This is a genomic window from Carbonicoccus niuqiaonis (assembly GCF_050157065.1).
Classification (GTDB): domain Bacteria; phylum Actinomycetota; class Actinomycetes; order Propionibacteriales; family Propionibacteriaceae; genus Avipropionibacterium.
The window spans coordinates 1,196,131-1,216,432 of the sequence record NZ_CP189573.1; the positions used below are offsets into that span (position 1 = coordinate 1,196,131).

The window sequence follows — 20,302 nt, forward strand, 5'->3', positions numbered from 1 at the left end:
GGAACCCCCGGACGCTCAGCGGCGGTCGTCCTCGTCGAGCTCGGCTTCGCGTCGCTCGGCCTCGAGCTCCTCCAGCACCTCCCGCAGCTCGCGACGCAGGTAGTCCCGGGTGGCGAGCTCACCGACCGACATCCGCAACGAGGCGATCTCGCGGGCGAGGAAGTCCATGTCGGCACGGCTCTGGGCGGCCTGTTCCCGGTCGCGCTCCACGCCCACCCGGTCGCGGGCCTCCTGCCGGTTCTGCGCCAGCAGGATCAACGGGGCCGCGTACGAGGCCTGCAACGACAGCATCAGGGTCAGCAGGATGAACGGGTACTCGTCGAACTCCAACCGACCGTCGGCGACGGTGTTCCAGACCAGCCAGGTGACGACGAAGACGCTCATCCCGATCAGGAAGGCGGCGGTCCCCATGAACCGGGCGAACCCCTCGGCGAACTCGCCGAAACTGTCACCGCCGAACTTGAACCGGGGGAGCACGGAACGCTTGCGCCGGCCGGGCAGGTCGAGCCGGACGTCCCGGCGCCGCCGTTCCTCCCGCCGTTCCTCCCGGCGTTCGCGGTCGCGGCCGTCACGCTGGCCGGACCCGGATCCGGTGCTGGGGGCGTCGGGACCGGGGTCACGCGGGGATCGTGCCATCACTCACCTCCAGGGGCTCCTTCTCGTCGAGCTGCTCGTCGCGCCAGTCCTGGGGCAGCATGTGGTCCAACACGTCGTCGACGGTGATGGCGCCGATCAGCCGCCGGTTCCGGTCGACCACCGGCGCGGTGACCAGGTTGTACGAGGCGAAGTAGCGGGCCACCCGGTGCAGGGAGGCCGAGTCGGGCAGCGGTTGGACGTCGGAGTCGATCAACGACGACACCAGGGTCGACGGTGGCTCCCGCAACAGCCGCTGGATGTGGATGCCGCCGAGGAACCGACCGGTCGGGGTGTCCAACGGACTGCGGCAAACGAACACCATCGCCGCCAGCGCCGGCGTCAGGTCCTCGTTGCGGACCAGCGCCAACGCCTCGGCCACCGTCCCGTCCGGCGGCAGCACCACCGGCTCGGGGGTCATCAGGCCCCCGGCGGTGAAGTCCTCGTAGATCATCAGCCGCCGGACGTCCTCGGCCTCCTCGGGCTCCATCAGCCCGAGCAACTCCTCGGCCCGTTCGTCGGGCAGTTCGTTGATCAGGTCGGCGGCGTCGTCGGGGTCCATCTCCTCCAGGATGTCGGCGGCCCGTTCGACGTCGAGCACGGCCAGCACCTCGACCTGGTCCTCGTCGGGCAGCTCGACCATCGCGTCGGCCAGCTTCTGGTCGTCCAACGCCTCGATCACCTCGGCCCGGCGCCGGGGGTTGAGGTCGTGCAACTCCTTGGCCACGTCGGCGGCATGCATGTCCTCCATCTGCGCGATCAGGTGGTCGGTGCCCTGGTTCTCCTCGGGCAGCCCCACCTCGCCGAACGGCAGCACGATCATCTGGCCCGGGCGCCCGAACCGGCCGCCGCCGCGCTTGCGTACGGCCACCTCCGCCAGCTCCCACTCCCAGGCCCGGACCTCGCGCATCGCCACGTCGAAGACGGTGAACGACTCACTGCCGTCGGCACGCTCCACGACCTGGTCGAACATGTCGTCCATCACCAGCAGCTCGGTCTCGCGGCGGGTGAACCGGCGAGTGTTGACCGCCCCGGAGATGGTGATCTGGGCGCCGTCGACGTGTCGCACCCGAGACATCGGGACGAAGATCCGGTGCCGGGCGAACAGGGCGACCACCAACCCCTTGGCGCGGGGGAGCCGGCCGCCGGTACGGCGTTGGGCGACGACGTCGCGGACCCGCCCCACCTCGTCGCCCTCGGCGTCGATCACCGGGAGCCCGCGGAGCCGCGACACGAAGACCGATCCGGTGGAAGCGCTCACGTCGGCAGCGTATCGCGCGAGCGCCGCCGGGGTCGTGGTCCGATCCGGCCTGTTGCGCGGGTGGCCGCCGGGATCGGCGGTAGGGTCGGTGCCCATGGCGCCCGAGGAGACCGACCGTCCCACGATCGGGGTGGTGCTGCTCCACATGGGCGACCGACCGGTCGAACTCGCCGAGGCACTGCGGACCCTGGAACGGCAGCAGGGTGTCGAGCTGGACGTGGTGCTGGTCGGCAACGGCTGGGAGCCGACCGGGCTGCCGGACTGGGTCCGGACGGTGCACCTGCCGGAGAACGTCGGCATCCCCGAGGGCCGCAACGTCGGGGCAGCCGAGAGCCGTGGCGAGTTCATCCAGTTCTACGACGACGACGCGGCCCTGCCCACCGACGACGTGCTGGCCCGGATGGTCGCGGTGATGCGCCGTGACCCCCGCATCGCGGTGGTGCAGCCGCGCGGCCTCGACCCCCACGGCCGGCCCGCGCCCCGGCGCTGGGTGCCGCGGTTCGACGTCCGCGACGGTGGCCGACCGGGCCCGGCGCCCTGGTTCTGGGAGGCGGTCTGCATGATCCGGCGGTCCGCCTTCGAGGAGGTCGGCGGGTGGCCCGGTCACTTCTTCTACGGCCACGAGTCGATCGACCTGGCGTGGCGGCTGGTCGATGCCGACTGGCGGATCGTGTACGCCAAGGACGTCGAGATCAACCACCCGGCCACCACCCCGGCCCGGCACGCCACGTACTACCGCGCGAACGCCCGCAACCGGGTCTGGGTGGCCCGGCGCAACCTGCCGGCACCACTGGTGCCGATCTACCTGCTGGCCTGGACCGCGGTGACGGTGCTGCGGGTCCGGGACCGCTCGGCCCTGCGGACCTGGTTCCGCGGTTTCGCCGAGGGCTGGCGCACCGACCCGGGGCCGCGGCGACCGATGCGGTGGTCGACGGTGTGGCGGCTGGCCCGCCTCGGCAGACTGCCGGTGATCTGAGGTGGCGCCCAGCCCCGCATCCCGGGCCCCGCACGTCGTGGTCACCGGGGTCCGGAACCCGGTCCACCTGGTCCACGTGGCCGCCTACCTGCGCACCCTGCTCGAGGAGTTCGACGACACGATCACGGTGCGCCATCTGGGCGGCGGCCGCACCCTCGGCCGGATCAGGGTCGACGACGAGGTCGTACGGCATCACCTGCCCGACGATCCGCGGCTCGACCTGACGCTCGGCGGGCCGGACCCGTGGCGCACCCCACCCGGTCGGGACCTGCACTACGTCGCCATCGGGGCGCCCGGGCTGAAGCCGTACGCACGCATGCTCGCCGCCCGCCGGGGTCGGCCGTTCACCGTCGTCGTCACCGACGAGGGGCTGGGGACGTACGGCACCTGGTCGACCCGACGTGATGCGTTGCGTCGCCAGGGCGTACGCGATCCGTGGGCGACGGTGCGCAGTGCCGCCGTGCAAACGGGGTCCCGGGTGCTGACGACCCGGCGGTTCGCGCTGTACGAGCGTGACGGCGCAGGGGAGTGGGCGGTGTCGGAGCCGATCGCCGCGGAGTTCGCCCGACAGTTGGGAGGCGACCCAGGGTCGATGCCGGACGCCGGCGACGGTCGGGTGGTGCTGCTGACGCAGCCATGGATCGCCCTCGGAGTGTTGTCGCCGGAGACCTGGTTGGGGCGCCTCCGGACGATCGCCGACCGGGTGCGTGAGGACGGTCGGGAGCTGGTGGTGCGGCTGCACCCGGCCGAGGACCCCACGACGTATGAGGGATTTCCGTTGCTTCCGGCCCGAGGTCCGGCCGAACTCGACCCGGCTGTCGTGGGTGCAGCGGAGTTGCTCGGCGGGCCGAGCACGGCCCTGGTCAACGTCGCAGCCCTGTACGGGGTTCCGGCCCGCCGGCTGCTGATCCCGGAGCTGGCCGGCCTCGAGGACGATCTGTCGGACGACCAGCGGTCGCTGTTGGACCGCTGGGCGCCCGGCGCGTGGTAAGTTCTGCGGCCGTGACGGCCAGCTCCGTGAAGCGCTTTCTGCCGCCATGCCTGGTGGGGTTGGTGGCTTTCGTCATCGGGGTGTGGCGGCTCGGCGCGCCCAGTCTGTGGCGTGATGAGGTGTCGACCATCGTGGCGGCCCGTCGGCCCTGGGAATCCCTCTTCGGCATGCTGTCGGAGGTGGACGCCGTGCACGGCTTGTACTTCGTCGTGATGAAGCTGTGGACTTCCGTCGTCGGGACCGGATCGATCGACGTCCGACTGCCGTCGGCGGTGGCGGTGGCGGCGACGGCCGTCCTGGTGGTGCTGATCGGCAGCCTGCTCGCCGATGACCACGGTCGCTCGGTCGGCGTGTTCGCCGGTCTCGCGCTGGCCGTGCTGCCACGTACCACCTGGCTGGCCGTCGAGGCCCGGTCGTACGCCATCGCCATGTTCCTGGTGACGCTGACGGCGTACCTGCTGTTGCGGGCCCTCCGGTCCACCGGTCGACTGCCCTGGGTCTGGTACGGGATCGCCGCCGTGGTGTCGGTCGTGATGTTCCTGCACTCGGCGGTGGTGCTGTTGGCGGTGGGCATCGGCATCCTTGCCCTGCGACCCGGTCGGCAGGCGCTGATCCGTTTCGCGGTGGCCACGACCGCCGCTGTGCTGGCGGTGGTCCCGTTCGTGGCGATGTTCATCAACCAGCGTGCCATGGTCAGTTGGTTGCAGCCGGCCACGTGGTCGGACGCCGCTGCGGCCCTGGTCCAGGTGCCCTTCGACACCGTCACGGCGGCCGCGGCGCTCGGTTGGGGCCTGGCGCTGCTCGGGCTGGTCCAGTTGGTCCGAGGAGGCGCCACGGCTGACGACCCCGACCGTGGTCGGGGGACCGCTGTGCTGGTGGGGCTCTGGGCGGTGTTGCCGACCGTCCTGCTGGTGGGGGTGAGCCTGGCCGGGCTGTCGGTGTACACCCCGCGCTACCTGGCAGGCACCGTCCCGGGCGTCGCCCTGGCGATCGGCTTCGGCCTGGCCGCACTGCGTCCACGTCTTGCCGCCGTCGTGCTGGTGGTGGTGCTCGCCCTTGTGGCGGCACCGAACTGGCAGGCACAACGCGCTGATGGCGCCAAGGGTCCGTGGCGCCAGATGGCTGCCGAGCTGCGCAGTTCGGTCGCGCCGGGTGACGGGGTGTTGTACGTGACCTACAGTCCGACCGCCGGTACGTCGCGGATCATTCCGTACGCCTATCCCACGGCCATTCCGCCGGGGACCGTCGACCTCACCATCGACGAGCCGGTCGCGCGGACACGGCACCTGTGGGAGACCAGCCTGCCGCTGGCCGAAACCACCGGGCGGCTCGCAGGGGTGGACCGGGTCTGGGTGGTGGGGGCCACCGACCGCAACCCGAGGACCCTGACCGACCTGGCCACTCTCGAGGCCGAAGGGTTCGCGCCCGTCGACACCCGAGCCTTTTCGAGCGGGTTCGAGATCACCCAGTACGAACGAGCCTGACCGAAGTGGAACGCCTGATCCCGGTGCCGGGGCGACCGAGGAACCCGACCGCCGCCGTGGCGACGGCGATCGGGGGTGGGCTGCTCGGGCTGATGTGGTTGTCGGTGTTCGGCGGGCTCACCATCGATGACGCGTTCATCACCTGGCGTTATGCGATCAACCTGGTCGACCACGGGATCTGGAACTACAACCCGTCCTACATCGACCTGGTCGAGGCGTACACCAATCCCAGCTTCGCCTTCCTGGCGATCATCCCGGCCGCCCTGGGCATCTCCATCGAGGTCTTCTTCAAGTTCTTCATGGGAGCGCTCGGCATCGTCTTCCTGGTGTGGATGTGGCGTCGGCCGATCCCCGCCTGGCAGCGGATCGGCCTGCTGGTGCTCACCATCGCGAACCCGATCATGCACGTCCACTGGTGGAGTGGTCTGGAGACCGGCCTGTGGATCATGGTGATGACGCTGGTGTTCACCCGCATGTGGGAACGGGGCGAACTGGGTTGGGCCGGGTACGGGGGCCTGTTGCTGCTTGCGCTGACCCGTCCGGAGGGGTTGGGCTACCTGGCGGTGCTGGTGGTGTGGCAGCTGCTGCTGAAGCGGACCGCCCGGCAGTGGCTGCAGACCGGGGTGCTGCTGGTCGTCCTCGGTGGTTACTGGGTGGCGCGCACGCTGTACTTCGGCCGCCTGCTGCCGAACACCTTCTACGCCAAGACCGCCGGTCACGCGAAGACCACCGGGCTCGCCTTCGGCGCGGTGATCATGGTCCTGATCTGTGTGCTGGTGCCGGTACTGGTGATGATCGCGGTCGACCGCAGCCCGGTCCGGCTCGGCGAGCGGATCCGCCGGGTCGTGGTGCCGTACCGGCCCGGTGGCGGTGACGCGGTCGAGCGGGCTCGGTGGACACCGGTGCTGATGGCCGTGCTGGCCGTCGGCATCCAGTTCGTCGTGTACGCCAACTCGAGCCTGCAGATGGACTACGCCAATAGATTCGCCTTCCAACTGGTGCTGCCGGTCCTGCTGGTCTGCCTGAGCCTGCCGCTGACGGGACGCCGCCGGGTGCCGGCCGCTGTCGCGCTGGTCATGATGGCGGTGGTCGTGGGCGTGATCCAGGCCTCCCGGATGAACGGGGTGCCGCTGGTGCTGGCGATGGCCGGGCTCGGCCTGGCCGTGGCCGCGGTGGCGACCAAGCGAGGGCGGGCCACCGTCGCCGCGACCGTCCTGCTCGCCATCTCGGTGTCGCTGATCCCGTTCCAGGACGCGTTGTGGATGGCGATCTACCGACCACGCCTGCAGTCGACCCACGTACCGGTCGGCAAGGTGCTGGCCAACTACAACGCCCCGGGCAACGTGATGGTGGTGCACGACGCCGGCGTGGTGCCGTACGAGTCGGGCTGGGAGACCATCGACGTGTACGGCCTCGCGACGCGGCGGATCACCGACCAGGAGATGACGGTCGAGGACCTGGCCGAGATCAACCCCGAGGTGGTGATCGCCAACCGCTTCCTGGCCAAGAGTTACCTCAACAAGTACGGCGACCGCTACGACAAGGTGCCGAACACCACGATCCACGTGCTCAAGACCTTCGACCCGGGGCTCAAGCGGGACCTGGAGGCCGAGATCGCCAAGGATCTGGAGGAGCGCAAGCTCGACCGGGTGCAGATCCTGTTGCAGCGTTGGCCCGGCCTCGACTGGTTCACAGGCGGGACACGCTGACCCCGGACGCCGGGGGAGTCACCCGGTCGTACCGCCGCTGGTGCCCGCGCTGACCACGAGGTCATCGACCAGTACGGTCTCGACCCCGGTGGCCGTCCCCAGCCGGTGCCGGCCCAGCCAGGTCAGGATGGGAACGTCGGCCAGCTTGGCAGCCACCTCGGCGGCGGTCCAGTCACGCCAGAACTCATCCGCGGGTACCCGGTGGCGTCCGGCCAGCGCCGGCGGAACCGGTTGGGTGGCCACCTCCGCGTCAACGGCGCACCGGGTCCCGGGCGGCACGTCGGGGCGCCAGCACACCCGCCGCCCGTCCGCGGTCCACGAGTGCCCCCACGGCCGACCCGGGTCATGATCACACTCCGCGTGACGCGAGGCCGGGCGGGTGACGTGGATCCTCTCGACGAGCTCGAGGGTCGTTGGGGGTGGCTCGGGGGGCGTCGGAGTCAGATCGATCCGCCTCCGTCGACCACCAGCACCTGACCGTTGATGTTGGTGTCGTCGAACAGCAGCGTGTGGCACAGCGGGATCACGTTGTCGGGCTCCACGAGGCGACCGGACGGGGTCCGGCGGGTGATCGCGTCCAGCTGGGTCTGGCCGAGCACCGAGCTCATCTCGGAGGCGAAGAAGCCGGGCGCGATCGCGTTCACCAGCATCCGGCCGTGCATCTCACGGGCCAGCGTCCGGGTGGCGGCGTCCAGCCCTCCCTTGGTGGCGGAGTAGGCGACCAGGCCGGCGTAGCCGCGCTGGGCGCAGATCGAGGTGATCATGACGATCCGGCCCCGCATCCCCTTGGCCATCATGTGCCGCATCACCTGTCGGGTCAGCAACAGCGGGGCGGTCAGGTTGGTCGAGATGATCTGGTCGATCCGGTCGGCGGAGGTGTGCACGTGCAGTGAGTCCTGGCCGATCGCGGCGTTGTTGACCAGGGCGTCGATCGGACCGAGCTTGGCCGACGACTCCTTGATCAACTGGGCCAACGCGGCGGCGTCGGTGATGTCGGCCGAGCCGATGTGCACCCGGTCGGGGTGCTGCTCGGCGAGCTCGCGCATGCCGTCGGTGACGGTCCGGGCGAAGGCGGTCACCTTGGCGCCACTGTTGATCACGTCCTGCACGATCGACAGGCCCAACCCGCGGGAGCCCCCGGAGACCAGGACGTGGGTGGCGGCGGGGACCGGTGGTTGCTCAGACATCGCTCTTCAGGCTCTCCTTGGTGGGGATCTCGGGCAGTACCTTGAACCGCCGCGGGACCGCGTACTCGGCCAGCCGGGCCCGGCTGTGCTCGGTGAGGGTGGCGTCGACCTCGGCGCGGTCGGCGTCGGCGTGGGCCGGGTCGAGCACCACGTCGGCGACCACGATGGTGCCGACCATGGGTGCCTTGCGACCGCGGACGGCGGCCCACCGTACCCACGGGTGCTGCAGCAACACGTCGCGAACCTCGGCGGCCGAGGCCTTGGAGCCGCCGACGTTGATCTCGTCGCTGGCGATCCGGCCGACGATCAGCACCCGGCCGTCGACGACCTCGACCCGGTCACCGGTCCGCAGCCGCTCGTCGACGCCGTCGCCGCGGTTCGGTGACGACAGCACCAGCTCGCCGTCGTCGACCTGGAGCACCGGCCGGTCCGGCGAGGTGCGGTCCAACCAGGCGACGGGGAACCCGGCCCGGCCGTCGTGCACGGTGATCGCGGCACCGGCCTCGGAGGAGGCGTAGATCCAGCTCACCCGTGCCTCGGGGAACGCGGCCCGCAGCTGGTCGAGGATCGGCTGGTCCACCGGCTCGCCGCCGAGGGTGACCTGGCTCAGGCCGAGTCGGCCGACCACGTCGCCGGAGCGCAGCAGTGCCTGCCGCCAGAAGGTGGGGGTGCCCGAGGCCGCGGTGACGCCGTGCTCGAGTGCCAGGTCGGGCCAGGTCTCCAACTCACCCGGCTCGACGAACACGATGTCCTGACCGGGTCGCGACAGGCCGAGGGTGACGACCTGCCACCACGCGTACGCGCCGGGGGTGTACGGGCACAGCCAGGTCTGGGCCGGCTGGTCGGTGCGGACGGTGGTGAGGCTGTCCAGGGTGTGGCCGACCTGCTTGGGGCGACCGGTGGTGCCCGAGGTCAGCAGCCACAGCCGGCCGGGCAGTGCGCCGCGGCGGCCGACCGCCGGGGCGACGACCTCGGGTGTGCCGTCGGAACCCAGCACGACGACCGCGAGTGAGGCTCGGGTGAGCTGCTCCTGCAGCTCCGGGGTCAGCCGGGACCGCTGTGCCAGCAGGGTTTCCCGGTCACCGGCGAGGTGGGTCCGGACCACTCGGAGCGCCTGGTGGTGGTCGGAGACGAACACCGCGGCCGCCGGCGGCAGCTCCATCGGTTCGAGGTCGGACCAGGTCGTGGTGGTGCCGGCGGCGACGAGCCGGTTCGCCGAGGCGGGCTCAGCCATCCTGCTGGAGCTGCTCGAGGAAGTCGAGTACGTCGGAGACGGTCTCGATCCGACGCAGCCCGGGGGCGTCGAAGTTCAACTCGGCACCGGTCTCGTCCTCCACCCGGAGCGCCAGCTCGGAGAAGTCGAGTGACCGGAAGCCGATGGTGTCGAGCCGGGTCGCGTCGTCAGCCGGCAGTTCCTTGCCCTGGGCGGACAGGACTGCGCCCATCTGGGTGCGGATGTCCTCGCGTGACATGGTGCTCATCGCAGCGCGGTCTCTTCTCCTCGGGGACGCCGGTGCGTCCGGTACGGCCCGATCCGCCGGATCCGGCACATCGGGGTGAGCGCGAGTCTAGTTGCCCGGCGCCGATGGTGGTGCGACCCCGACCGTTGCGTGTGCGGGCCGCCCGCCGACGGCTGTTGTAGCCTGTCGGTGCCCCATCGGAACCGCACCCGCCAGGAGTTGGATTGCTTCGCCCCGCGACCGACGCTGACACCGACCGAGTCCGGATCTGGCGCAACCATCCGGAGGTCCGGCGGGTGTCACTCACCCGGCACGAGATCTCGGAGGCCGAGCACACCGCCTGGTGGGCCCGAGTCGCCGCCGATCCCACGCGGCTGGTGCTGTTGTACGAGCGGGGCGGCGAGCCGTCCGGGGTGGTCACCTTCTTCGACCTCGACCCCGAGGGCTCGGAACAACGCACCGGGTGGTGGGGTTACTACTTGGACAACGCCGGCCTCGAAGCTCGTGGCGAACTGTTGCCGGCCTGGATCCAGATCCAACGCGAAGCCGTCCGGTACGCCGACGACGCGTTGGGCCTGGCCGAACTCCACGGCGAGGTGCTCGGCATCAACGAGGCCGTCCGTCGGTTGAACCGACGCAACGGGTTCGCCGAGGTCGGCTCCGACGTTCGTGACCTCGACGGTGAGCAGGTCGAGGTCTTCCGTGTCGTGCGACGGCGCGGGGGCACCGCGGCCACCACCGACCAACCAGTCGATCCGGCCGCCGCGGCCGATCGGACGCCAGGAGGAGAACCGCAGTGACCCGTCCCACCCTCACCATCGGCAAGCATCAGGTCGGCCTCGACCAGCGGCCGTACGTCATCGCGGAGATGTCGGGCAACCACAACGGCGACCTCGGCCGGGCCAAGGCGATCGTCGAGATGGCCGCCGAGGCCGGTGCCCACGCCATCAAGCTGCAGACCTACACCGCCGACACGCTGACGATCAACAGTGACAAGCCGGCCTTCAAGCTTGCCGACGACCACCCACTGTGGGGTGGCCGCACGCTGTACGACCTCTACACCGAGGGCAGTACGCCGTGGGAGTGGCACGAGCCGCTGTTCTCGCTGGCCGACGAGCTGGGGATGGACGCGTTCTCCTCCCCGTTCGACCCGACCGCGGTGAAGTTCCTCACCGACCTGGGCGTACCCGCGTTCAAGATCGCGTCCTCGGAGATCGTCGACATCCCGCTGGTCCGGGCCTGTGCCGAGCAGGGCAAGCCCATGATCATTTCCACCGGGATGGCGTCGGTCGGCGAGGTGCACGCCGCGGTCGAGGCGAGCCGCGCCGCCGGCAACGACGACATCGTGGTGCTGTCGTGCACCGCGGAGTACCCGGCCGACCCGGCCTCGTCCAACCTGCGCGGCATCCCGGTCTTCGCCGACACCTTCGACACCCTGGTCGGCCTGTCCGACCACACCATGGGGATCGGCGCACCGATCGCCGCCGTCGCGTTCGGCGCGGTGCTGATCGAGAAGCACGTCACACTGTCGCGGGCCGACGGTGGCGTCGACTCCGAGTTCTCCCTCGAACCGCACGAGCTGAAGGCCCTGGTCGACGAGACCGAGGTCGCGTGGCAGGCGCTGGGCCGACCGCGGATCGGCCGCAAGGACTCCGAGCAGACGGGCCCCCGGTTCCGCCGGTCTCTGTTCGTCACCGCCGACGTCAAGGCCGGTGACCCGGTGACCGCCGACAACGTCCGCTCGATCCGCCCCGCGGGCGGGTTGCCGACCGAGCTGTTCGACACCGTCGAGGGCCGGCCGTTCCGGACCGACGTGGAGCGAGGGACCCCGCTCAGCTGGGACCTGATCTGAGCCGACCGCGGGCGGCGGCCCGTACGGCCCGGAGCCGACGGCCGACCCATCGCCGGATCCGGGTGGGCAGCGCCTGCTGAGCCAGCCGCTGCCGCAACCACTGCTCCCGCCCGGTCAGCGCCGCGTTCTGCTCCTGCAGCCGCTGGATCACCGCTGCCCGGGTCCGGTGGGGCAGGTCATCGGCGACGACGGGTTCGGGCAGCCACGGCGTCAGGTCGGCCGGGACCGTCAACCCCGCCGTGTCACCCACGGTGGCCAACACCTCGGCGTCGTCGGCGTACGCGGGCCACGGGTGGGTGAGACCGGTCCGCCGCAGTGTGCCCACCAGCTGGCCCAACGAGCGCCAGGCGACTTCGTCGGCGTCGGAGCCGCTCGACCCGGGATCTGGTAGGAACGGGAACAGGGCCGACGGTGACTCCGGCTCGGCGGCTCTGTTGATCGCGATCCGGTCCAAGGTGACACGTTCATCCGGGGGGCAGGCCTCCAGCCACGCCCGCCACGCCCGCAGATCACGCCGAAGGCCGGGAACGTCACGGGCCACGCACTGCTCCAGCAGCGAGACCAACAGCGGCGTGGTGCCGTCGGGAGCAGCCACGGTCGGGACGGGCAGGATCGCGTCACCGTCCGCCACGACCGGCCCGGACCACGGGAAGCGCGGCGAGGCCGCGGCCGATGCGCCGGAGGCGAGCACCAACCAACCGGCCACGAACTGGTCAAGGAGCCCACGTCGGGCAGCCGGCAGCACCACCCGGGCGGGATCCACGCACCCGGTCTGCACGGCATCACGCAGCATGAGCAACGCGTCGAGCCGGTCCGGCGGCCCGACGGGCCGGAACAGCCGGGGCCGGTGCCATGTGGTGGCGAGGCTGGCCAGGTCCGACACGTGGAGCCCGTGTGTGGCCATGGCCTCGCGGAGGTCGTCGGCACCTGTCGGCCGACTGGGGTCGCCGAGGACGGGTGCCCACGCGCTGTCACCGCCGTCGACACCGGCGGACAACTGTGCTCCGACGCGATGCAGCCCGAGGTCGTTCTCCACCGCCCACACCAGGTGGCCGGTCGGCGAGACCAGGGAGGTGAGCTGCGACGCCAGCTCGGCCCAGCTCCGGGGTGCACTTTCGGCCGACGGGATGCGGCTGACGTCGTCCAGGGCGACCACCAGGTCGAAGCGACGTTCCGCCACGACCAGGGAGTCGAGGTCGCCACAGTGCGACTCTGCCCCACGGACCTCGGCCAGCAGTTCTGCCATGGCGTCGGCATCGGGTCGGCCGCGGGTGAGCACGGTGAGGGCGGGGGTGAGTGCGGCCAGGCCTTGGACGAGGGCGGGTACGTGGGGACCGGCGACCAGCACCGTGTCCGGGCGGTGCTCCTCGGCGAGGGAGCTGACGACGTGGCGCAGTGCCGCGGAGTCGCCGGCAGGGTGGTGTGCGGCGTCACTCCAGTGCTGCATGGCCCCGCGGCCCAAGGTCGTGTTGCCAGGCCCGGTCATGCGGCCGTCCAGCCGAGGGTGCGACGCAGTTCAGCGGGGGACAGCATGTCGGTCATCCCCATCTCCTGCTCGACGGTGGTCCGGACCGCCGACTGGTCGACATGGGCACCGAAGAACTCCGGGTAGTTGGCTGCGAGCAGGCCCTCGTCGACGAATCCTGGTCGGCCGCCGACGAACTCCATCGGATCCCCGTAGACAGCAGCCTCGCAGCCGGCCGCGACCCCGTGGAAGATGGCCGTGCTCAACCGGTTGGATGCCACCCGGCGGTGCCGCCGGAGCTCGGTCAGCTGTTGGTGCAGGAAATCGGGGGTGCCGCCCTGCCACTTGGCGCCTCGGGTGCCATGGCAGATGACGCGGAACCCGGCATCCCGGTAGGCGTTCCGCACGTCGGGCTGGGCGTACTCGACGTAGTACAGGCACACCGTCACCGGACCGTCCTCGACCGCCTTGATCTCCTCGATCAGCGCGTGGTGGTTGCCGGCGACGGTCTCGTAGTCGATGGTGCCGTGGAAGGGGTACCAGATGGTCCCCTCCCGGTCCGGATCCGGCGCTGCCTCGGGACGGGTGGCCATCAGGTAGAGGAACGGCGCGCCGATCACCACGTAGTCCCGCCAGCCGATGCTGTGGCCGCGACGGCGGCAGACATCGGACCAGACGAACTTGCTGAATCCCGTCGGTGGCTGATGGCCGTACCCGAAGCCGTGGACGAAGGTCCAACCGTGTTGCAGGATGCCGTCGATGCGTGGCGGGGCGCCGAAGTCCAGACCACAGTACTCGGCGAGGATGTGCGCGTGGTGGTACCAGTGGTTGCTCGAGTCCATCAGGCGTGATCACCGTTCGTGGTGGACATGGGGGCAGTGTAACGAGCATCGATCCGGGGCCGGCACACCAACGCGGCGACCAGCAGCGCGATGCCGGCGACGGTGCCGATGCCGGCCAGCAGGTTCTGGTACGTCGAGTACGACAGTTCGGTGTCGCCACCGGTGGGCAGTTCCAGGAACGGCGACGCCGCGACCCAGGCGCACCACGCCCAGCAGCCGAGCCGGAACCAGTCGGGCACCGCGGTGTTGCGCCACAGCACGACGGCCAGCGGCACGATCCACACGAAGTGATGCATCCAGGAAGCCGGTGCGGCGATCAGGGTGCCGACGCCGACCAGACAGATCGCGAGCGCCTGCTCGCCGCGGCGGTGCCACCGGCGCGCGGCGAGCAGGGCCACCACCGCGACCACGGCACTCACCACGAGGGCGCCGATCCGGACAGCACCGGTGTTGCCGAGGACCCGGGTCGCCGTACCCGACACGGACTGGTTGGTGTAGTAGAAGATGCGTTGGCCGTCCAGGGCGTCACCGCCGGTGACCAGACGCAGCCAGAAGTCGAGTGCCGCCTGCGGCATCACGACGAACCCGATGACCATGGTCAGCAGGATCGTGCCGATCGCGACCAGCGCGGCGCGCCGCCGGCCCACCACCACCAGGTGGACGATGAACAGGCCGGGGCTCAACTTGAGCGCGGTGGCGAGGCCGGTCAGCCAGCCGGCATGGCGGCGGGTCGGGTGTGGGTCCTCGCCGGCGCCGGGCGCCGGGCGTCGTGGGACGAGGTCTCGGACCACCAGATACACCAGGAACGTACCGAGCTGGCCGAACGACAGCGTGTGGGCCACGGGCATCACCGCCCAGGTGACGACACAGGCGACAAGGCTCAACCGCCAGCCACGCATTCCGAGGTGGTGGAGGATGCCCAGCAGGGCGGCCGCGTTCAGCAGCACCCAGCCCACCTGCATCACCACCGGTGGGACCAGTGCCAGCGGGACGAAGACCACCGCCGCGAACGGCGGGTACAGGAACGGCAGACCCTCCAGGGCGTACGGATTCCCGCCGGTCAGGACCGCCTCGCCGGCCTTGCGGTAGACGTCGAGGTCGATCATCCGGGGCTTCCACGGCCGGAAGGTCGCACCGCTGAAGGTGCTGCTGCTGACGAACAGGCTGACCAGGGCGACCGGGGCGAACACCGCGACCGCGCACAACGCGGCCCACGCCCAGCGCGCCGGCCGGCTGGTCCGCCACCCGGCCGCGTCCTGCGGATCAGCCACCGGTGACCTCGTAGATCGCCGAGGTGCCCGTCTGGTGGCGCAGTTCCGCGAGCTCGCCGAGCCGCTGCTTCACCTCCGGCGTCACCCGGTCGTTGGTGAAGATCCAGGTCACGCCCGCGGCCCGCAGCTTGTCGATCGTCTCGGGTGTCGGGTCGGTCATCGTCTCCTCGGTCAGCGCCACCCGGTCCGGCCAGGGCGACGGCGACTGCGGGTAGTACGTCCCCGGTGGCATCCGGTACTGCTGGGCGTAGTTCTCCTGCAGGTAGCCCCAGCCCTCCATGTAGGCACGCCGGCCGGCGATGCCGGAGATCAGGAAGCCGCGCGCGTCGCACGCGTTGCTGACGATCCGTCGGCACGCAGTCGGGGTCACGAGGACCGCATCGGTGGGAGTGTGCTCCCGGATCCAGTCGGCCGCGGCCTGTTCGTCGCGGGTGTAGTCGACCGCCGTCGATGCTGCCTCGGCCGGCGGCCGCAACATGGTCTGCACCCCCGACGTCATGACGCCACCCGACAGTGCCAGCACCAGCACGAGCACGCCGCCGGTGAGCTGCCAACGCCGGCCCAGCAGCCGCCACACCACGACCGCCACCGCGGCGACGAGAACGGCTGCCGCCCACGGCTGCAGGAAGCTCAGCAGCCAGTCGATCCTGGTCTCGGGCGGACCGTCGAAGGCGTACTGGCGGATCGCGTCGGTGACGATGCCACCACACAGCAGGGCGAGCCCCGCCAGGGCCCATCGGCGCGGCTCGGAAGTGATCAACTTGGCTGACCGGGCCGCGAAGATGATGGCCACCAGGGCGGTGAACGGGGCCATCGCCCCGATGAAGTACACCTCGGCGTACGCGGGCTGGTCGAGCAACAGGTACGGCGCCATCGCCGAGCCGGGCACCACCAACAGGAACCACAGCAGCGGGTTCCCGCGGTCCTCGCGCCTGATGAGGGTCAACACCACCCCGAGGACCAGCAGGACGAGGGCGACCAACAGGTTGACGAACACCAGCGTGGCCCACGCGATCGCCATCTTGCTCGGATCGACCAGGCCGCCGACGATCCAGGTGCCGGTCTGCCGAACGATCTCGTCGCCGGTCATCTCCGTGTAACCCGCATCGAGCCGGAACACACCGAACAGCCGGATCGGGGTGCCCTCACTGCTGCCGGTCAGGAACCGCAGCGCCAGCGCCATCATGACGCCGCCGACGAGCAGCGCGGCCAGCAGCTTCTTCACCAAGTCGCGCCGGGCGATGACGGCCACCAGCAGGGCCACCGCCAAGCCACCGAGCACCATCGGGAAGGTCGTGGGTTTGCCACCCATGTTGACCACCCCGACCAGCACCAACAGCACCCACGCGCCCACGGGTGCCTTCGGACTGAACACGCACCTCACCAGCAGCAGCACCAGCACGACCGAGGCGTACGTGGCGTAGATCGAGGTCGGCCCGAGGTACAGCTGGGCGATGTTGTTGAGTCCGCGGGAATGGTTCACCAGGTCGAAGTTGGCGGTGCCGAAGGTGAGCAGGGCAGCGGCGAGCGGTCCGGTCCACCAGGCGGCGGTGAGCTTGCGGGCCAGCGCAGCGGTCGCGATCACGAACACCACCAGCATCGGCGCCATCCAGGTGCGGAACACCACGATCCGGGGATCGAGTCCGGTCCAGTCGCCGGCCGCGGCCATGTGGGCGTACACGAACCAGTGGTACTGCAGTGGGGTGCCGGCGACCTGACTGGTCTGCATCGGGAAGTGGTTGGTCGCCTCCTCCACCATGCCGAGGTAGTAGACGAGGTCGGGGTAGTACACCGTGGCGTGGGTCGGCACCGGCTGGCTGACCTGGCTGCGGTAGTGCAGCAGCACGGTCAGCACGGCGACGGCCGCGACCGACCAGTGCCACTTCAGTGGCAGCGGTTCGGTGTCGGCGGTGAAGATCCGCCGTCGGGTCACCGGCACCAGCAGCAGGACGACCACCAACAACAGCGACCACGCGGGCAGCAGCCGAGGGATGCCGACGGCGGTCATCCACGCCCACCCGATCAGCTCGTACAGCAGGCCGATCGTCGAGCCGAGGGCGACCAACTCGGGCAGCGAACCGCGGGGCGACAGTGACTTCCACGCCAACGTGCCGGGCAACGCGACGCCGAGGGCGAAGTAGCCCAACTGCATGGCGGCCGGGATCGGGTAGCTACGGGTCGACATGGCCAGCCAGACGCCGACCACCATGGCCAGCCACGGCAGGACGAGCCAGACCCAGCGGGGTGTCCCGGCCCAGCGGGTACGGGTGGTGGCTGCGGGCACGCGTTGGTTCCTTGTCGTTGGCAGGCAGGCTGTCGCTGGTGGTCGTCTGGCATGCGCCCGAGGTGGGGCGGGCCGGTGGACCACGGACATGGTAGTCCCTTCGCACCCCGTCACCGGTCTTCGTCGGTATGCTCGGCGCGATGTCCACCGAGCCTCCGCCCACCGTGTCGGTGGTGATCCCGTTCCGGGACGTGGCGCCCTACCTCGAGGAGTGCCTGGCCTCGGTCGCCGGGCAGACCCACCAGGAGCTGGAGGTGTGTCTGGTCGATGACGGATCGACCGACGGCAGCACCGCCATCGCCCGCCGATGGGCTGACACCGATCCGCGGTTCCGGCTGCTCGAGGGACCCGGGGAAGGGGTTGGCCCCGCCCGCAACCGGGGGGTCGGGGCTGCGACCGCGCCGCTGTTGACCTTCGTGGACGGTGACGACGTCCTGCCCGCGGACGCCCTCGAGCGGATGGTGCAGCAGCTGCTGAGCAATGACGCCGACCTGGTGCTCGGCAACGCCGACCGGATGCACGTCGAACGGGGCACGTGGCCCTCGGCGGTCCATGCCGACCTGTACGACCGGGCCCGGACCACCACGTTGGCCGACGAGCCCGGGCTGGCCCGCGACCGGGTGGTGTGGGGCAAGGTGATCACGCGCGAGCGGTACGACCGGGCCGGGCTGACGTTCCCGCCGGGTTGGTACGAGGACCACGAGGTGGCCATCGGCATGCTGTTGGCCGCCCGGACGATCGTCGTGGAGCCAGGGTCGGTGTACCAGTGGCGGATCCGGCACCTCGGGGCCTCGATCACCCAACGCTCCCTCGAACCCGACAACCTCGCCGACCGGCTGGCCTCGGCCGAACGTGTCGACGCGATGCTGACCGACAGCCCGGACGTCCGCCGGGTGGTGCACGCCAGCCTGGCCCGAGTCGACCTGGTGGTGCTGTTGCAGTCGTTCGCGGTCGCCGGACCCGATCAGCTGCCGGGGTTGCTCACCGCAGGCAGGCGACTGCTCGCCCTGCTTGACCCGGCGGTGCTGTCGGCCCGGCCTCGGAGCGAACGACTCCAACACCGTGCGTTGACCCGCGGTTGGGTGTGGCCGCTGCGTAAGGCGGCCGTCATCCGCGCTGCCCGCCGGGGCCTGCCTGAGCTGGCCACCGCACGGGGTGGCCTCGCCAAGCTTGTCCGGCTGCTGACGCGTCGCTGACCAAGCGGCCCCGAGCTCGTTCCGCCCGCTCAGCCCGCTCCGCCGTCACCCGAGCCCGTCGAGGGGTCAGCGGAACCGGGCGAACGGGAACTCGAACAGATGGAACCGGAAGTAGCCCAGGTCGGACCTGTCGTTGTGCTCGGCACTGCTGGTGATCAGCTGCCTGATCCTGTCCCGGGTCTCGGCGTCGACATCGGGCGACACGTACACCTGCAGGCTGTACTCCTGGCGGAACGTCATCGCGCCCAGGTAGTCGAAGCCGTGCTCCTCGGCGTACCAGCGACTCAACGCCAGCCCCGAGTTGATCGTGCCGGGAACGCCGGTCTGCTTGTCGGGTGCTCCGCCGGTGACGATCAGCACCGACGGATCCAGCTCGGCCAACGCGTCGGCGTCGAACTCCCCGTCGGCCAGTGCCGCGTTCGCCAGCCCGTACAGCTCCACGCTGTGCCAGCCGCTGACCAACGGGATAGCCCCGGCGTCACCGATGGTCAGCGTGCGGTTGGTGACCGGTGACTCAGCCAGCACCCGGGCCAGCGCCACGTGGGAGTGCTCCAGGCGGCCCCGGTACGTGGCGAGCCCGAGGACGCCGCCGGGGGTGAACCACGACGTGGCGGCCACCAGTGCGATGGCGGTGAGCAGCACCGCCGCGACCTTGCGTCGCGTCCACAACAACGCGGCACCGATCGCGGCGATGAGCAGCAGCACGACCACCTGCGGACCCAACCGACTCGTGTTGGACACCATCGCCGCAACGGTCACCGCAACCGCGAGCGCCTGCCACGGGGCGTACCGGCGGGTCGGTGGGACGGCCAGCACGACCAGCGCGACCGGGATCACGAGTTGCCACTCGAAGCGGTTCTGGTAGTTCATCAGCAGGTTCGACGACCGGTTCAGCACCAGCGCTACGGCGGCTGCGGCGGCGGCGAACACCGTCGGGGTGAGTGGCGCCAGGTCGAGTGTGGCGAGGCTGCGGAGACGGGGCAGGCCCTGGGTCGACCGCAGCGCGAGCACCAACAGCACCACCAAGGTGACGACCCCGGCGGCGAAGCGGCGCCAGGAGCGTTCGACACCGAAGGACCACAGCATCGCCAACCCCGCGAAGCCGATGCCCTCGGGCCGGGTGAGTGCCAGCACGACGACCAGGGCCACGCCCAGCGGGCCGAGTCCGCGCTGGACGGTGAGGCGGGTGAACACCACCGTCAGCGCGATCACGAACAGCGGGGTCTCCAGCCCGGACCAGAGGTGGATGTGGAACACCGGGTTCGCCACGGTCACCGCGAGGAGGGCCAGTCGCTGCCATCGGCCGACCTGTCGTTGGCGCAGCACCCACACCACGAACAGCGCGAACAAGGTGAACGAGAACAGCTTGAAGAAGGGCTCGGCCGGAATGCCCAACAGCGCGGGAATGATGCTGCCGAACGCATAGATCGGGTTGGTGTAGGCCTCCACCGGTGCCGCGTACGGATCCCATCCCCAGACACCGTGGTTGATCAGCGTGTCGCCGTACCGCCAGGTGATGAACGCGTCATCGATGGTGAACCGTACGAACGTCACGGTGAGAACGATGCCGATCAGTGCGATGGCTGCCGCCACGATCAGATGGACCGGACGCCAGGGCAGCACCAGCTGCTGGGCAACGGGAGTGGCCGGGGTGCTGCTCGACACGCGTCTGTGAATGCTCGTCAACATGA

General features: G+C 70.5%; 18 protein-coding genes. 7 read left to right on the forward strand and 11 right to left on the reverse strand.

Annotated elements, in window-relative coordinates:
- Nucleotides 1–15: 15 nt before the first annotated feature.
- Together ACQBAU_RS05480 and ACQBAU_RS05485 are read right to left on the reverse strand one after the other, a co-directional pair.
- Complete coding sequence (locus ACQBAU_RS05480; protein ID WP_465254895.1) at nt 16–636, reverse strand: DUF1003 domain-containing protein; 621 nt, start codon at nt 634–636, stop codon at nt 16–18.
- Nucleotides 617–1,894, reverse strand: a complete 1,278-nt coding sequence (locus tag ACQBAU_RS05485) for a magnesium transporter MgtE N-terminal domain-containing protein (protein ID WP_465254894.1) — start codon at nt 1,892–1,894, stop codon at nt 617–619. The genes ACQBAU_RS05480 and ACQBAU_RS05485 overlap by 20 nt, the downstream gene beginning before the upstream one ends.
- 94 nt (nt 1,895–1,988) lie before the next feature.
- Here ACQBAU_RS05485 and ACQBAU_RS05490 point away from each other — a divergent pair, with 94 nt between their 5' ends.
- The 4 genes from ACQBAU_RS05490 to ACQBAU_RS05505 all read left to right on the forward strand — a co-directional run bounded on the left by ACQBAU_RS05490 (nt 1,989) and on the right by ACQBAU_RS05505 (nt 7,054).
- Nucleotides 1,989–2,870: a glycosyltransferase family 2 protein gene (locus tag ACQBAU_RS05490; protein WP_465254893.1), complete on the forward strand. Its 882-nt coding sequence runs from the start codon at nt 1,989–1,991 to the stop codon at nt 2,868–2,870.
- 1 nt (nt 2,871) lies between these two features.
- Nucleotides 2,872–3,861 (forward strand): hypothetical protein, encoded by a 990-nt coding sequence (locus ACQBAU_RS05495; protein ID WP_465254892.1) that lies wholly within the window; start codon nt 2,872–2,874, stop codon nt 3,859–3,861.
- Between the two features lie 62 nt (nt 3,862–3,923).
- Nucleotides 3,924–5,345 (forward strand): glycosyltransferase family 39 protein, encoded by a 1,422-nt coding sequence (locus tag ACQBAU_RS05500; protein WP_465254891.1) that lies wholly within the window; start codon nt 3,924–3,926, stop codon nt 5,343–5,345.
- 5 nt (nt 5,346–5,350) lie between these two features.
- Nucleotides 5,351–7,054 carry a hypothetical protein gene (locus tag ACQBAU_RS05505; RefSeq protein WP_465254890.1) on the forward strand — a complete coding sequence of 568 codons (1,704 nt, stop codon included), beginning with the start codon at nt 5,351–5,353 and terminating at the stop codon, nt 7,052–7,054.
- Between the two features lie 18 nt (nt 7,055–7,072).
- On the opposite strand, the gene ACQBAU_RS05510 is transcribed toward ACQBAU_RS05505, so the two are convergent.
- The 4 genes from ACQBAU_RS05510 to ACQBAU_RS05525 form a co-directional block, all read right to left on the reverse strand.
- A complete protein-coding gene (locus tag ACQBAU_RS05510; RefSeq protein ID WP_465254889.1) occupies nt 7,073–7,297 on the reverse strand; it encodes a hypothetical protein in 225 nt (74 codons plus the stop codon).
- Nucleotides 7,298–7,494: 197 nt separating this feature from the next.
- Nucleotides 7,495–8,241: an SDR family NAD(P)-dependent oxidoreductase gene (locus ACQBAU_RS05515; RefSeq protein WP_465254888.1), complete on the reverse strand. Its 747-nt coding sequence runs from the start codon at nt 8,239–8,241 to the stop codon at nt 7,495–7,497.
- The gene (locus tag ACQBAU_RS05520) at nt 8,234–9,475 is read right to left on the reverse strand and encodes an AMP-binding protein (RefSeq protein ID WP_465254887.1); all 1,242 of its coding nucleotides are present in this window, start codon (nt 9,473–9,475) and stop codon (nt 8,234–8,236) included. The genes ACQBAU_RS05515 and ACQBAU_RS05520 overlap by 8 nt, the downstream gene beginning before the upstream one ends.
- Complete coding sequence (locus ACQBAU_RS05525) at nt 9,468–9,713, reverse strand: acyl carrier protein (protein ID WP_465254886.1); 246 nt, start codon at nt 9,711–9,713, stop codon at nt 9,468–9,470. The genes ACQBAU_RS05520 and ACQBAU_RS05525 overlap by 8 nt, the downstream gene beginning before the upstream one ends.
- A gap of 212 nt (nt 9,714–9,925) precedes the next feature.
- Between ACQBAU_RS05525 and ACQBAU_RS05530 the strand changes: the two genes are divergently transcribed.
- Together ACQBAU_RS05530 and pseI are read left to right on the forward strand one after the other, a co-directional pair.
- Entirely contained in the window at nt 9,926–10,501 is a 576-nt protein-coding gene (locus tag ACQBAU_RS05530) for a GNAT family N-acetyltransferase (protein WP_465254885.1), read from the forward strand.
- Nucleotides 10,498–11,553: a pseudaminic acid synthase gene (gene pseI, locus ACQBAU_RS05535; RefSeq protein WP_465254884.1), complete on the forward strand. Its 1,056-nt coding sequence runs from the start codon at nt 10,498–10,500 to the stop codon at nt 11,551–11,553. Before ACQBAU_RS05530 ends, pseI begins: the two co-directional genes overlap by 4 nt.
- Here pseI and ACQBAU_RS05540 read toward each other — a convergent pair.
- From ACQBAU_RS05540 to ACQBAU_RS05555, 4 genes are read right to left on the reverse strand one after another with little or no spacing between them, the layout of a single operon-like run.
- Complete coding sequence (locus tag ACQBAU_RS05540) at nt 11,534–13,039, reverse strand: hypothetical protein (RefSeq protein WP_465254883.1); 1,506 nt, start codon at nt 13,037–13,039, stop codon at nt 11,534–11,536. The two genes, pseI and ACQBAU_RS05540, sit on opposite strands and share 20 nt — an antisense overlap.
- Nucleotides 13,036–13,860, reverse strand: coding sequence for a hypothetical protein (locus tag ACQBAU_RS05545; protein WP_465254882.1), 825 nt, complete (start codon nt 13,858–13,860; stop codon nt 13,036–13,038). The genes ACQBAU_RS05540 and ACQBAU_RS05545 overlap by 4 nt, the downstream gene beginning before the upstream one ends.
- Complete coding sequence (locus tag ACQBAU_RS05550) at nt 13,860–15,131, reverse strand: glycosyltransferase 87 family protein (RefSeq protein WP_465254881.1); 1,272 nt, start codon at nt 15,129–15,131, stop codon at nt 13,860–13,862. The genes ACQBAU_RS05545 and ACQBAU_RS05550 overlap by 1 nt, the downstream gene beginning before the upstream one ends.
- Nucleotides 15,124–17,415 carry a hypothetical protein gene (locus ACQBAU_RS05555; RefSeq protein ID WP_465254880.1) on the reverse strand — a complete coding sequence of 764 codons (2,292 nt, stop codon included), beginning with the start codon at nt 17,413–17,415 and terminating at the stop codon, nt 15,124–15,126. Before ACQBAU_RS05555 ends, ACQBAU_RS05550 begins: the two co-directional genes overlap by 8 nt.
- A gap of 140 nt (nt 17,416–17,555) precedes the next feature.
- Between ACQBAU_RS05555 and ACQBAU_RS05560 the strand changes: the two genes are divergently transcribed.
- On the forward strand, nt 17,556–18,611 hold the full coding sequence (locus ACQBAU_RS05560) for a glycosyltransferase family 2 protein (RefSeq protein ID WP_465254879.1): 1,056 nt from the start codon (nt 17,556–17,558) through the stop codon (nt 18,609–18,611).
- Nucleotides 18,612–18,677: 66 nt separating this feature from the next.
- Here the strand turns inward: ACQBAU_RS05560 and ACQBAU_RS05565 are convergent, their stop codons facing one another.
- Nucleotides 18,678–20,276: a hypothetical protein gene (locus ACQBAU_RS05565; protein WP_465254878.1), complete on the reverse strand. Its 1,599-nt coding sequence runs from the start codon at nt 20,274–20,276 to the stop codon at nt 18,678–18,680.
- Nucleotides 20,277–20,302: the final 26 nt, after the last annotated feature.

Excerpts from the sequence above, each read along its gene's own strand:
- ACQBAU_RS05480 (WP_465254895.1), bottom strand. The coding sequence starts at position 636 with ATGGCACGATCCCCGCGTGACCCCGGTCCCGACGCCCCCAGCACCGGA.
- ACQBAU_RS05490 (WP_465254893.1), top strand. The coding sequence starts at position 1,989 with ATGGCGCCCGAGGAGACCGACCGTCCCACGATCGGGGTGGTGCTGCTC.
- ACQBAU_RS05515 (WP_465254888.1), bottom strand. The coding sequence starts at position 8,241 with ATGTCTGAGCAACCACCGGTCCCCGCCGCCACCCACGTCCTGGTCTCC.
- ACQBAU_RS05520 (WP_465254887.1), bottom strand. The coding sequence starts at position 9,475 with ATGGCTGAGCCCGCCTCGGCGAACCGGCTCGTCGCCGCCGGCACCACC.
- ACQBAU_RS05525 (WP_465254886.1), bottom strand. The coding sequence starts at position 9,713 with ATGTCACGCGAGGACATCCGCACCCAGATGGGCGCAGTCCTGTCCGCC.
- ACQBAU_RS05540 (WP_465254883.1), bottom strand. The coding sequence starts at position 13,039 with ATGACCGGGCCTGGCAACACGACCTTGGGCCGCGGGGCCATGCAGCAC.
- ACQBAU_RS05545 (WP_465254882.1), bottom strand. The coding sequence starts at position 13,860 with ATGGACTCGAGCAACCACTGGTACCACCACGCGCACATCCTCGCCGAG.
- ACQBAU_RS05560 (WP_465254879.1), top strand. The coding sequence starts at position 17,556 with ATGTCCACCGAGCCTCCGCCCACCGTGTCGGTGGTGATCCCGTTCCGG.